This is a genomic window from Mucilaginibacter sp. (assembly GCF_039921305.1).
Taxonomy (GTDB): domain Bacteria; phylum Bacteroidota; class Bacteroidia; order Sphingobacteriales; family Sphingobacteriaceae; genus Mucilaginibacter.
In genome coordinates, this window is record NZ_JBDSCA010000043.1 from 251449 (window position 1) to 265782 (window position 14334).

General features: G+C 39.4%; 12 protein-coding genes. 9 read left to right on the forward strand and 3 right to left on the reverse strand.

Annotation, left to right across the window (positions count from 1 at the left end; genetic code table 11):
* The first annotated feature begins 178 nt into the window (after positions 1–178).
* From ABIN91_RS13505 to ABIN91_RS13545, 9 genes are all read left to right on the forward strand, one after another.
* On the forward strand, positions 179–988 hold the full coding sequence (locus ABIN91_RS13505) for a glycosyltransferase family 2 protein (RefSeq protein WP_348051641.1): 810 nt from the start codon (positions 179–181) through the stop codon (positions 986–988).
* 30 nt (positions 989–1018) lie between these two features.
* Complete coding sequence (locus ABIN91_RS13510; protein WP_348051642.1) at positions 1019–2431, forward strand: oligosaccharide flippase family protein; 1413 nt, start codon at positions 1019–1021, stop codon at positions 2429–2431.
* 84 nt (positions 2432–2515) lie between these two features.
* A complete protein-coding gene (locus tag ABIN91_RS13515; RefSeq protein WP_348051643.1) occupies positions 2516–4156 on the forward strand; it encodes a hypothetical protein in 1641 nt (546 codons plus the stop codon).
* Positions 4143–5096, forward strand: a complete 954-nt coding sequence (locus ABIN91_RS13520) for a glycosyltransferase (protein ID WP_348051644.1) — start codon at positions 4143–4145, stop codon at positions 5094–5096. Before ABIN91_RS13515 ends, ABIN91_RS13520 begins: the two co-directional genes overlap by 14 nt.
* A gap of 3 nt (positions 5097–5099) precedes the next feature.
* Positions 5100–5816 (forward strand): acyltransferase, encoded by a 717-nt coding sequence (locus ABIN91_RS13525; protein ID WP_348051645.1) that lies wholly within the window; start codon positions 5100–5102, stop codon positions 5814–5816.
* The gene (locus ABIN91_RS13530) at positions 5806–7008 is read left to right on the forward strand and encodes a glycosyltransferase family 1 protein (RefSeq protein WP_348051646.1); all 1203 of its coding nucleotides are present in this window, start codon (positions 5806–5808) and stop codon (positions 7006–7008) included. The genes ABIN91_RS13525 and ABIN91_RS13530 overlap by 11 nt, the downstream gene beginning before the upstream one ends.
* Before the next feature lie 8 nt (positions 7009–7016).
* The gene (locus ABIN91_RS13535; protein WP_348051647.1) at positions 7017–8129 is read left to right on the forward strand and encodes a DUF1972 domain-containing protein; all 1113 of its coding nucleotides are present in this window, start codon (positions 7017–7019) and stop codon (positions 8127–8129) included.
* A gap of 4 nt (positions 8130–8133) precedes the next feature.
* Positions 8134–9537: an O-antigen ligase family protein gene (locus ABIN91_RS13540; protein WP_348051648.1), complete on the forward strand. Its 1404-nt coding sequence runs from the start codon at positions 8134–8136 to the stop codon at positions 9535–9537.
* Positions 9538–9610: 73 nt separating this feature from the next.
* Positions 9611–10564: a hypothetical protein gene (locus ABIN91_RS13545; protein WP_348051649.1), complete on the forward strand. Its 954-nt coding sequence runs from the start codon at positions 9611–9613 to the stop codon at positions 10562–10564.
* On the opposite strand, the gene ABIN91_RS13550 is transcribed toward ABIN91_RS13545, so the two are convergent.
* From ABIN91_RS13550 to ABIN91_RS13560, 3 genes are read right to left on the reverse strand one after another with little or no spacing between them, the layout of a single operon-like run.
* Positions 10565–11386, reverse strand: coding sequence for a class I SAM-dependent methyltransferase (locus ABIN91_RS13550; RefSeq protein ID WP_348051650.1), 822 nt, complete (start codon positions 11384–11386; stop codon positions 10565–10567).
* Positions 11383–12852 carry a radical SAM protein gene (locus ABIN91_RS13555; RefSeq protein WP_348051651.1) on the reverse strand — a complete coding sequence of 490 codons (1470 nt, stop codon included), beginning with the start codon at positions 12850–12852 and terminating at the stop codon, positions 11383–11385. The genes ABIN91_RS13550 and ABIN91_RS13555 overlap by 4 nt, the downstream gene beginning before the upstream one ends.
* Positions 12842–14332: a glycosyltransferase family 39 protein gene (locus ABIN91_RS13560; protein WP_348051652.1), complete on the reverse strand. Its 1491-nt coding sequence runs from the start codon at positions 14330–14332 to the stop codon at positions 12842–12844. Before ABIN91_RS13560 ends, ABIN91_RS13555 begins: the two co-directional genes overlap by 11 nt.
* Positions 14333–14334: the final 2 nt, after the last annotated feature.

Sequence of the window (14334 nt, forward strand, 5' to 3'; positions counted from 1 at the left end):
AGTATATAAAAAAAGTAAATTTATTTATAAATATCTGTATTGCAGATATTTAATTTAATGCGCCTTTGATGATATATCACACCGAACCCCGATCCGTAAATATTTAATAATGCAAAGCAACCTTTTACCATTTGCTTTCGTGATGGATTATACAATTCATTTCTAATACGATCATCTTATGGTTCCTGTTTCGGTTGTTATCATAACTAAAAATGAAGCTGATATTATTGCTCAAAGCATTAATAAAGCCTTGCTTATCACGCGTGATGTTGTAATAATAGACAATGGCAGTACCGATAATACTGTACAGATAGCCCGGGAAGCCAGGTGCCGTGTATATACTAAAAAATGGGATGGGTACGCCGCCAATAAAAACAAAGGAATTGAATTGGCCGAATACGATTGGATATTGAGCATTGACGCCGACGAAGTGCCGGATGATGAATTGATCAACGCCCTATCTAAATTAAACTTAAATGATTCAATGGTGGTGTATGATATTAAATTCAGATCCTACTTTGGTGATAAGATGATCCGTTTTGGTAAATGGGGGCATGATCATCACATCAGGTTATTTAACCGCACACAAGTTAAGTGGTCCGATTCTCCGGTACACGAAACGCTGGATATTCCCGCCGGCGTGCAGCGTAAAAAGCTACAAGGTAACCTGCAACATTATTCGGTTAAAGATATTAACGATTTCCATAACAAGAGCGTTAACTATGCGCATTTGTGCGCAAGGAAGTATTATCTTAACGGGAAACGATCAACCTTTGTTAAACTATATTTATCGCCCTTGTTCAATTTTGTAAAGAACTACGTGTTCCGCCTTGGTTTTTTAGATGGCACTGAAGGCTGGGCAATAGCGAGCCTTACCGTTAAGCATACCAGGCTTAAGTATATACTATTACAACAATTAGAAGAATCAAATACTGTTGTAAAACCGCAACAAGTATATATTGATGAAGCCGTTTTAGCCGAATATTAATAGATCACCAATAGCAAACAAAACAGGCAAATGAAGGGTAAGCTAATTCATAACCTTTCGGCAAATACGTTGCAGCTTGTTGTTAACCAGGCTTTCGGTTTATTGATATTCTTAGCTCTGTCAACAGGCTTGGATAAAAACACTTTCGGGCAAATCAACCTGGCCTTAGCCATTTTGCTGGCCGCATTCAATATCCTTTCTTTTGGGATCGATCAGGTTATCATTCGTCAAATAGCATCCGGAGAAACCCCCGCTTCGTTATTGTCAACCTATCTGTTCCATGTTATTATAAGCGGGCTTGTATTTTATACTTTGCTACTTATAGCTGATGTTATTTCTCCGCAAATGTTTGGCGATAATAAACTGTTGTTGTTCATAGGTGTCGGAAAATTGATGCTGTTTATCTCTACGCCTTTCAAACAATTGGCGGCCGGTTTCGAGCGGTTTAAGGTGCTGGCACAGATGTCGGTAATATCCAATATTGTTCGCGGGCTTGCACTGTTGGTCCTCTTCTTATTGCATAGTTTGACCCTAAGTTATGTTGTATTTATCTTTATTGTGGGAGATGCCATCGAATTATTGTTCACCATCATTTTGTTCAAACATCAGCTTAAAATACCCATCGCGATAAGTTGGGATAGCAAACAATACATCCATCTAATCAAAGAATCTGTTCCGCAAATTGGTGTGGTTGTTTTCACATCGGCATTGGCCCGATTTGATTGGATCTTTATTGGTTTAATGATATCATCAGTAAAATTGGCAGAATATAGTTTTGCCTACAAAATTTTTGAATTAAGCACATTGCCCTTATTGGCTATAGCCCCACTGCTGGTTCCGCGCTTTACACAATTGCTTAAAGAGAAAGAGCTGCCTATAGCCGACTTGCATAGGTTGCTGCGAATAGAGATGATCATTTCCACTTTGGTTGCACTGCTTTTATACTTATGCTGGGCACCTCTCATAGATTGGATAACAGCGGGCAAATACGGAACGGTTAACGCCAATACCATACTCATATTATCGCTATCGATGCCATTGCTTTACTTTAACAATTTTTTGTGGAGCATTGGGTTTGCTAAAGGGCGATTGAAAATTATATTGGGAGTAATTACTTTAACCTTCATAATTAATGTTTTAGGTGATATAGTACTCATCCCGCTTTTTAAAAACGAAGGCGCGGCGGTAGCTTACCTGTTAGCTATGTTGGTCCAATGTGTTGCTTATCTTAAAAAGAATGATGAAAAGGGATTAAGTACAATTTGGCTATCATTGTTTTGGTGTATCATAGGTGCCGTTATTGCTGGTTTTATTGCTGGTTATGTATTGCAAAACAACATCCTTATCCCGCTTTTGGCTGTCGCTATTTATTTGATCGCGCTGCTATTTACGAAACAACTGCGAATGAGCGATTGGAAAAACATCCCATCGCTTTTAAACTGACCAATTTATCGGTATTGGTACTTTACAGGCAACCAAATCATTTTTTGAGCCGTATTCTTTATGATCAAATGCATTTGATAAAAGATGAAGTTTAAAAATTTGGTGTTTAATTTAAAAAAACATGCTGCTTCTGTAGATTGGAAATTGCTTGTCTTTTTGATCCTCTTTTTGAATGTTAAAATAGCAGTTAAAGTAGCGGCTATTATTCTCATCTATATATTACAGGTTGATTTTAAAATAGGATTTAGCTTTAAAAACACCCGGCTACCACTTTTTTATCCTATCGTAATTGGCGTTGCCGTTTTAAACTGGATAATATTCAGCAGCCACACCGCCCTCAATTATAATATTGTTTGCCTTTTGGGGATCGGATTTTGGTTGTTGTGTATCCTGGCAATGCATCAGGTTAAATTAATGGTTGAAACAATTGGTATCGAAACCATTCATAAAACAATTCTGGTTTTCTTCCTGATCAATGCGGCGGTGTCCCTCTTTGTATTATTGAATATCATCTGCCAGATACACGATGTTAATCCCTATCGTTTTCAGGGTTTGTATCAAAAATACTTTATCAGTACCGGAGATTATGTTAAGGGTATAACGTTTGATGTGTCTACAACTAACGCGGTGCTAAACGCCTTTGGTGTTATTTATTTCCTTGTCCGCAAAAATGTGGCTATAGTACTGTTATGCATGGCGATAATGTTATTTACAGGCAGCAATACCATTAACCTGATGCTGGCAGGTGTATTGGCACTACTCTTTGCTTTCAAAACCACAAAAGATCAAAAAAGTATTATTGTGGTTTGCCTGATGTTTCTTGGGGTTTTTATGTTCAAAATTTCGCCACAAAATGACGAGTACTTATATAGAACGTACTATCGGTTAAGGTATCGCGAATACCCACCAAATGAGGTTGTTAACCTGTATCCTGTATCCATCACACAAAAGCCTGATAGCGTGCTTTCAACAGAAGAGCGACAGGAAAAAACAGCAGCCATTTACATGATCAATGCTAAGAAAGCATGGGAGCTTAAACATAACAACATTTTAAAATGGCTTGCATCACGTAAGCCCCAAATACCCAAAGCTAGTATTCATTCACCCGAGTATCAGAACAAAATAGATACAAACAATGAACGCCGGAGATTGATAGCGTTTGTTAACACCCATAAAAATAGCTTGCCAGAAGCCAGGCGCCTGGAAATGGCAAGCATAGTACCTGGAAAAATATCGGCTATGCAGCAAACCTTAAGCTATTTGCAGCAATACCCGCAAAAAATTTTAACAGGTGCTGGCATTGGCAACTTCTCATCAAAAATGGCCTTTAAGGCTACAAATCTTGGAGTAGCTGGTGGGTTTTCGGCAAAGTATGCTTATATCAACGGTAGCTTTTTAACCAACCATTTGGATTTGTACCTTAATTTTTTCGGACGCTCTGGCGATTGGCATTCGCTTATCAATAGTCCAAATTCTGTTTACGATCAGTTATTAAGCGAGTATGGGTTGATTGGGTTAATAGCGTTTGTTGTTTTTTACCTGGGCTATTTTATAAAAGATTATAAAAAGCTCACCTATGGTATCCCATTATTAATACTCATAAGCGGTATTTTATTACTTGACTATTGGTTTGAGCAATTATCCATCATCGTGTTTTTTGAATTGTTGATGCTGGTGAATATTAAAGAAAATGCTATTAAAACTGTATCTGATGGAAGCGAGTAAACCCGTGATAACCGTTTTGATGCCCGCCTATAATGCGGCACGATATATAGCTGAAGCGATTGAATCGGTGTTGCTGCAAACGTTCGCAAACTTTGAGTTACTTATTGTTAATGATGGCTCTACAGATGCAACGGTTGACGTCATCAAATCATTTAATGACACCCGAATAGTGCTGATCAACCGGAATAACGGTGGCGTGGCAAAAGCTTTAAACACAGGATTAGAATATGCCCGGGCCGATTACATAGCCCGTTTTGATGCCGACGACATTTGCCATCCTAAAAGGTTAGAAATACAGTACGGTTTTATGGGATCAAATCCCGATTACCATATTTTGGGCTCGGCTGCCGACTACATGGATATGGCGGGCAATTATGTATTTAACTATCAACCACCGGGGCATAGTAATGAGCAGTTGCAGTATTTAGATTATACACTTTGCCCATTTATACACTCTACCGTATTTTATAAAAAGGATGAGATCATTGCTGCAGGAGGGTATGACCCGAATGCTTTGGGATTTGAGGATCATCTTTTATGGCGGAATATTCTAAAAAAAGGAAAGGTTTTTAACCTCTCGCAATCATTGATCAAGGTGCGCTTAAATCCTGAATCGGTAACGATAGATGAAAAATGGTGCCCTCGTGAATTCAGGCAAATCAAATACTCGGCCTTGCAAAAAGGAACTATCAGCGAGGGACAGGGAAATGAACTATACCGGATAGCCCGGGAACAATATCGCCCCGAAATAAAGGAAGGGGCTTACTATGCCTTACTCGCTAAAAAGTTTTTATGGAACAATCATCAACCAATAAAAGCCCGTGAAAACTTAAAAGAAGTGCTGCAGGTAAATAGGCTTGATTGGAGAAGTTATGGTTTGTTCATGTTATCTTTTTTGCCCGCGGGTTTGTTACTCAAATTATATAATACCATTAAATAGACCATGTTTATCCGCATTTTAAATAAACTGATATCCAGGTGGAAGGGGCATGATTATAAAATTGATCATCGGGTTCCGCTGTACTATGTCCTTTTATTGGTGCTGGACCGCATGGTAATGTTGGCTAATGGTTATATAAGCGGCATCAGCAATAATGGTCTGTTTTTTTTATCGGCGAAAGCCAAAGTTAAGGCAAGGTCAAAAGTTAAGGTTGGCCGTTCGGTAACCATTGCTCAAGGCGTATTTATTGATGCGCTTTCTGAAAAGGGGATATGGTTAGGCAACAATGTATCGGTAGGTATTAACACCCGTATAGAAGGCACTGGCAACTTGCAGTTTTTAGGCAAAGGCATGCGAGTGGGTAATAATGTAGGTTTGGGATATGATAGCTTTTACGGATGCGCGGGCGGGATAGAAATTGGCGACGATACCATTATAGGCAATTATGTAAGCTTTCATTCAGAGAATCATGTTTTTGATAGTTTAGATGTACCCATACGCTTGCAAGGGGTTACTCACAAAGGAATTCGCATAGGCAAAAACTGTTGGATTGGCGCCAAAGCCACTATTTTGGATGGTGCTGTTATTGAAGATGGTTGTATTATAGCAGCGGGAGCGGTTGTAAAAGCAGGGTTATATACGGCTAACAATGTTTATGGAGGAGTACCGGCTAAACTGATCCGTTATCGCGAAGAAAAGGAGGTGTACAATGGCCTCTAAATGCATTAAACTGTTTGTTGATGCACATTCATTTGATGCTGGTTTCCAGGGAACACAAACATTTATCAGGGAGCTTTATACACAATTGCTTAAGTATCCCGAACTGGATATTTATTGGGGAGTGGAAGATGGGGATAAGGTAAAACAGTTGTTCCCATCAGTTAAACCGGAAAACATATTGCTGTATAAAAAGCGAAGACCGGCGATATTAAGGCTTGTGTTTGATATACCGGAACTGATAAAAAAGCACAAGTTTGATTATGCCCACTTTCAATACATCGCACCAATGCAGCAACCCAACTGCAAGTATATTGTAACCACGCACGATGTTCTTTTTAATGACTTTCCCGATAGCTTTTCATTTGCCTATCGCGTAAGCAGAAACCTTTTATTTGGCAGGAGCATTAAAAACGCGGCAATAAAAACAACCGTTTCCAATTATTCAAAAGAGCGGATAGCCCATCATTACGGTATCCCGAAAGAAGAGATAAAGGTTATTCCCAACGGGGTAAGCAAACTTGAAATTTCAAAGGAATTTGCACGGAAAAATATCAAAGCCAAATTCGGTATAGAAAACTTTATCCTGTATGTTAGCCGGATTGAACCAAGAAAAAACCATGTGCTGCTTTTAAGCAAATACCTAAAACTGGAGTTATTTAAACAGAATATCCCGTTGGTATTTATTGGGCAGCAATCAATAAGGGTTAAGGATTTACAGGATATCATTCAAAAACTAACGCCCTATCAAAAAGCATTGTTCCATTGGTTTCCCAATGTTAAACAGGATGATCTAAACAATTTTTACGCGGCCAGCCGGTTATTTGTTTATCCATCAAAGGCAGAAGGTTTTGGTATACCGCCTTTAGAGGCTGCTGTTTGTGAGGTTCCGGTTCTATGCTCATCTGCAACAGCAATGGCCGAATTTGAGTTTTTTGAACCACATACTTTCAACCCGGATAATGAAAAAGAGTTTGAGTCAAAACTGGCTTCAATCATCGCGAATCCACCATCGCAGAAGGGACTCAAAAACACGGCTGAACAAATATTGGCTAAATACCAATGGCAGCAAAGTGCGTATTTGTTTCATAACCTTTTAACCATTGGGTTAAGAGATAAACCCAGTAAAATTCAATCAATCTCAAATAATATAAATACATCGCAGGCAACCCCCGGGCTACATTTCAAGTATTAACTAATACAATGAAACTCAAGATAGCAATATTAGGAACCCGCGGAATTCCAAACCATTATGGTGGCTTCGAACATATATCCGAGTATGTTTCGGCAGGCTTGGTTAAGCGTGGTCATTCGGTGTCGGTGTATAACTCGCATAACCATCCGTACCAGCAATCAACCTGGAACGGGGTTGACATTGTGCACTGTTACGACCCTGAATATTTGATGGGTGCCGCCGGTCAGTTTGTGTATGATTTTAATTGCATAATGGATGCCCGCCGCAAAAAGTTTGATGTGGTATTAATGATGGGTTATACCAGCAGCTCTGTTTGGGGCAAATTATATCCTTCAAAAAGCACCATTATCACTAACATGGATGGCCTGGAATGGAAACGTTCCAAATACTCTAAAAAAGTACAGGAGTTTTTAAAATATGCCGAAAAGCTGGCTGTAAAACATAGTGATTACTACATATCCGATTCTATCGCCATTAAATCTTACCTCGGCGAAAAATACGATATTGATAGCAAGTATATCCCATATGGGGCAGATCTGTTAGAGGATGAAGAACGAAGTGTGGTGTCATTAAATGCCAATGTAAACCCCGATTACTTTTTACTAATGGCGCGGATGGAGCCCGAAAACAACATTGAAACCATATTGGATGGGTTTAACAAGAGCAACTCCAACAAAAACTTTAAAGTGATTGGCGACACGGGTAACCGCTTTGGCAAATTTATCACCAACAAGTTTAATAACGACGAGCGCATCCAGTTTCAGGGGCCAATTTTTGATAACACCAAGGTGAGGTCAATGCAAAATAACTCGTATCTGTATTTTCATGGGCATAGCGTTGGCGGAACCAACCCATCGCTATTAGAGGCTATGGCCAGCGAGGCTTTAATAGCCGCGCATAATAACCCGTTTAACCAGGCGGTATTAACAACAGACGCCTTTTACTTTAACAATGCTACCGATGTATGTCAGCTCGTTGAAACCGTACAACGCCAGGCTCCCGAAAGCGCAATGGTCAAAAACAACCTCTACAAAATACAGAATCAATTTAACTGGGAAACAGTGATAGAGCAATACGAAGACTATATTTTAGAGTGTTATTATCACTCAAAAGGCCGTTAACTTAATGGAAGCCAATAACGCCATATATGGTTTTGGTGATCAAGAAGAATTGACCATGCTTGATGAACCTGGTTTTGATAAGACAACAGTAACCAAAGCTGAGCTGCAAAAACAAACTGACGCTATTCCGGATAAAAATCCACATAGCTTTTTAAAACAGATTTTTGTTATTGATGATACCCTCACCAACAAAATAAGCTATTATCATATCCTGCTGCTACTTTTCAGTTTACCCTTTGATCTTTTTTATAGCCATATCATCCTGATCAGTTTTGGTTTACATACATTGATCAATTTGAAAAAGGAAAACGTCCGGTCAATATTCAATGTCCGGACCGTGATTTTGCAATCAGCTTTCTTTATCACCCTTTTGGGAATAGCCTACTCACCAAATAAAGGTGCCGGATTTACCGAATTGGGCAGGCAATTAGCAATTCTGCTTATACCCATATTGTTTTCAACTACTTCGCTTGATCTGAAAAAGTATAAGGATAATTTTTTATTGGGTTTTTCTTTATGCAGCACGTTAACCATCGCTTATTTGTATTTAGATGCTTTACGGGTTATCCATTATTATGGCTACTCTATTGAAACACTTTTTTCAGCGGCGTTCACCAATCATAACTTTTCGGATCCGGTTGGAATGCATGCTACATTTTTGGCGCTGCAAGTTGGCTTGGCCCTGGTTTATCTGTTATCGGTGTTAATCAACTCAACAAAAATAAACGCGAAACTATTTTACGGTGCATGTTGCGGACTGCTTTCTATTGGCTTACTTCAATTGAGTTCAAAATCTGTTTGCGTGACTATATTAATTGCGGTATGTATCGCTCTTCCCTTTTTTATTTTGAAGGGAAAACGTAAGCGGTCGCAATTCATCATAGTGAGTTTTGCTGTTGTTCTATTTTCGACATTGATCTTATCCAGATCACAAACATTCAGAGATCGTTTTTTTAATGATCTGAAAGATGATATATCCCAATCAACTAACGGTGACATTACCGATCCGCGTTTATCAAGGTGGAAAGTTGCCGGTGAGTTAATAATCAAATCGCCGGTAATAGGTTATGGCTCGGGGGCCGAAACTGATTTGCTCAGCAAGGGTTATTTCGATAAAAAACTATATAATTCTTTTTTAAACAAGCTAAATGCACATAATGAATACCTGAGCCTGTTATTAGCAACCGGTATTTTGGGATTACTAATTTACCTGAGCACGCTGTACTATGGCTTTAAAAATGCGATGGCAAGTAAAGATGTTCTTTATCTCACGTTCATCTTACTCATCGTAATTGTGTCTTTATCCGAAAACGTGTTGGATGTAGATAAAGGAACCATGTTTTATGGTTTATTCTTTTCGTTTTTTGCTTTTACAAATAGTGGGATAAAAGAGCTTAAAAAGCAATAATTATTTGATAATCCGGGCAACCGGAATAACGGTTTATCCGTGTTATATATAAAGGGTATCAATAATAATCAGCTTGAAGAACCATCAGTTAAAAGATAGAAACGTGTCGGGTATCAATAAAAATATCATAGCAACACTCGCATATTTTGATGTGTTTAACTATCCGCTTACCGCGGGAGAGATCTTTTTATTTTTGGGCGATAAATGCGATAACGAAGCGTTTAATGCCACACTTTCCCATTTGCTTATTACCGATTCGGTTTACAAGTTTGATGGCTTTTATACTTTAAAAAATGACCCTAATATAGCTATAAGGCGACAAGAGGGTAACAGCAAGGCTGCTGAATTAATTAAGATAGCTGAAAAAGTAGGACATATATTGATCCGCTTTCCTTATGTGCGTGGTATTGCTATATCGGGTTCATTATCAAAAAACTTTGCCGATGATGAATCTGATATCGATCTGTTTATCATTACCGCTAAAAACCGTCTCTGGATAGCCCGCACCTTATTACACATGCTTAAAAAATTAACCTTTTTGGTAAACAAGGAACACTTTTTTTGCATGAATTATTTTATTGATGAAGACGGTTTAGAGATAGTTGAAAAGAATATTTACACGGCTACAGAAATTGTAACCCTGATACCTTTAGAGGGCGACATTACATTCGAGAAGTTTTATTCGGTCAATGCGTGGACCACTACTTATCTGCCCAATAATTACATGCGGGTTGCAACTGCCCGGCCATTAAGAAACACCGGGTTAAAACGCCTGATAGAGTTAGCTTTCAATAATAAGCTGGGCAATGCTATTGATAATATGTTGCGTAACATAACCGCCTCCCGCTGGCTGAAAAAAACACTGCAAAAAAGGGTGAACATGAAAGGTATTGTAATGGGCATGTCGGCAACCAAACATTTTGCAAAGCCCGATCCGGTTAATTTTCAGCATAAACTAATTCGCCGTTACGAGAGCCGAGTGAACGAGTTATTGCATGATACTGAAAGCACCTTAGCGCACGTATAATTATTTCTTTTTTAGGGTGATGATATAATAATCGCCGATAGATCTCCATGGCCAGGATTTCTTCAACTCGTTTTCCTTTTTCTTTAGGTAGCTATATGCAGATGCATGTTTTTCGGCAAAGTTTTCAATGTACGATGGTGGTACTATGGTACATAAACCTTCCAAATCAACCAGATCGAAAGAATCTTTAAGGGTGTTGATCACAAAAGAGGGATTATAATACCAGCATTTAAAATAAGTGCCTTCAATATGCGCCTTTGCCCCATTACTGCTAAACAACCGGCGAACCGCGGTTTTAAATTTCCCTTTAAATACCAATAGTGATTCCCACAAGCAAAACTTAGGGAGCAAAACCAATGTGGCCATACCGCCTTGTTTTAATAATGGAGATAATGATAATAGAACACCATCCAGCTTATCGGTACAATTCAATCCGGCAAAATTTGAGAATATATGATCAAACGGCCCCCGGTTTTGCAATTGATTTAATTGAGTGTACGAGCATAATTCGGTACTGATGGTATCGGATAAACCGTTGCGTTCAGCCTTATTTCTCAATTCCAATTGCATGCCGGTTGATATATCGGTAGCATGTATATAATGGCCGCGTTGAGCAAAAAAAACGGCATCCTCGCCGGTGCCGCTATTCAATTCCAATATTGCGCTGTTAGGTTTAAGGTAGTTTAATACGTGTGTTCTCACCCGTTCACGTTTATAGTTAACGATGGTGTTTTTAGAATATATTTCATCAAATATCACCGACTGCTTGCTGAATGCCTCGGCAGTAGCCTGCTCATTAAGTTGTCCGGATTCTATTGTCATGATACAAGCCTTTCTGTTTGTGCCAGTTTTATTTTTTCAATCAGTGTAACCGGGGTATAATATAAAATAGACAGGGCTTTTTTGATTGATTTTAATGTGATGTTTAGAGGGTCGGTAAATAATTTAATCAGGTTATGCTGGGCTAAATGCATGTGATAATTCTGATGTACATATTTATGCAGTTGCTTATAAAAAGCCGGTGGGTAAGTGTTGCTGAACATTAAAGCCATCTCGTCCGAATCTGTCCAGTTGGTTTTATTATGCATGGCCGCTTTAACTTTTTGATGAAAAACAGTTCCCGGTAAGGGGTATGAAACAGAAATTCCGATCTCGTGCGGAAGCAGATCATTTATCATTTTTATTGTTAAAGCGATGTCTTCCCTGGTCTCATTCAGATACCCGAATTGTATAAAAAATGAGGGCTTAATACCGTGCTTTTTAAGCAAGCGTGTAGCAGTGTAGATCTGTTCAATGGTTGTACCCTTATCCATGGCATCCAATATTTGCTGCGAACCACTTTCGGCACCTATCCAGGCATTGTCGCATCCGGAAGCGGCAAGCGCTTTAATCTGGTCATCCTGCAAAAGCAGATCGGCGCGGCTTTGTATTTTGTATTTGAAGTTCAGGTTTTCCTGTTTAACTAAGCGGGCAAACTCTGCTACCCACCCGGGTTTTAAACCGAAGATATCATCGCAAAACCAAACATGGTCCATGTTGTATCGCTCTTTTAAAAACTTCAATTCTTCAATCACATTCTCCGGACTGCGGGAGTTATACCGGCTGCCATAGATAGGCTTGGCGCACCAATTACATTTAAAAGGGCAGCCACGCGTAGTACCCATATTGAGCGAAAAGTAGCCTTTACTTTTTAGCCACATTTGGCGATAGGGTTCAACATCTACCAGATCCCAGGCGGGCAAAGGCAACTCATCCAGGTTTTTCAACACGCCACGCCCCGGATTTTTTTTAGCTGCTCCATTTTTTAAAAATGCCAACCCGGTTATCTCATCATAATTATGCTTGTTGTTTGTGATAGAGTTTACCAACTCAAGTAATGTATTCTCAGCTTCACCTATCATTATAAAATCGGCACCTTCTTTCAGGTATTCTTCGTAATGATCGGTGGAATCTGAGCTTGATACGATAACGGTACATCCACCAGCCTTGGCCAGTTTGCACATTTTAAAAGCGGCTTCACGCATATTGGTGAGGCACATTTTGGTGAGATAGTTAAACCCATCATCGTAGATCACAAAAAAATTGGGAACGTTAGTGATAATAGATTGGCTAACCTCATCGGCCGTGCTCGAAAACATCGTATCGAACAAAGAAACATTATATCCATTCTGACGCATTAAAGCAGCTGCGTACAGTGTTCCCAATGGTGGGTAGGGCTGTCCGGTTTCCCATTGCTTAGGGTCAAACCTTAAAAAATATGAATGGGTGAAGAGGATATTATTTGCCATTCTGTTTTATTTGGTAAACGGTATAATTATAAAGGCACTGGCTTGCATCATACTCTTTGGCTACTAGGTTGGCCAGGTATTGCCGTACTTCGGCATCTACATATTTGGTGTATTCGGGGAATAATGGAATAAGGATCATTCCGGGTTTATGTGAATCTATATCTTTAAAAAGTACTTTTTTATCGGCTTCCGTTTGTTGGGTAGCGTTAAAAAAAACGCTTGGAGATAACCGTTCGGTATAAACCTGTACCTGCGCCCCATAGCCGGCTACTAAAACCTTTTCGGTTGATGGTGTATTCGCTTTTACCCACTGGCCCAGTTTTTTACAAGCTTCCTCTTCTGGTTGTGTGAATGGTTCGCGGCAATATTGTTCCGCAGTTAGAGTTTTGGCCGACAGCAATTTCTTTAAGTTAACCAACGGCTCCAATAACCTGGGAAAAAAGCATAGAAACACAATGGCCAGTACAGGTTTTGATGGAAGCTGATAAACATTGATAAGGTGTGATAGCGTTAAAGCGCTGATTATAGATATTGGCGGTAACATCTCTTTAAGATGCACTCTGGCATAATTGCCAACTATGCAAATACCTAAAAACTCAACAACGAGCCAGATTATAAGCCAGTCGGCTTTGCGGTTTATAAAAATATAGCCCAGTACTAATGGGTAAAACAAGACCAGTTCGGAGTAAAGGAACATATTGAAAAACTGCTCCATACGCCACATTAACACATGGTCTGTAGTACTGCCCGGACCATAGTTATCGGCGAAGGTGTAGAATAACATTTTGTGAATATCAATACCTACCAACCAACAAAGGGCAATTAACAAAGCGGTGCCAACTAACAAACCCAGGCAATAGTTTAGGCTATACACCCAGCCCTTGCGGAAGGCTGTAATAAACATAGGTACGATGCCAAATGCGGCAGATTGGCGAAAGCCTAAAGCAAATGCTGATAATACCCCACTTAAAAAAAAACCTCTTTTATTTGATGCAATAAGCAGAGTATAAAAGGCTATGGTGATAAACAGTATCTCGTACGTTTCCGTGTAAGACACGTATTTGCCATCAGCGCAATGCCAAAGTACCGATAGACCATAAAACAATACGGCAAACAGGCCCGTCTGTTTGTTAGCAAAGTGGGTGGCTATTTTATAAACACAATAGATCCCTACAGATTGGCAAATAGTACCCAGCACCCTCGGAAACCAATAATTGATGCCAAAAAGCTTATCAGACAAGCCGAATATGGCAAATATCAAGGGTGATTTATTATCTATACCCCCGGTAGAATAAGGTATTAACCCGTTTCTGAACCAATTGCGCCCGATATAATGCCACATGGCCTCGTCGGCCGACATTAAAAAACCATTGGTAAACAGCGCGATAAATAGCTGTAAAACAGCCAGAAATAGAATAACATATAAAATGTTAAACTTTAGCGGCTCGCTATTTTTAAATATGTTCACATCGCTGCTCATGC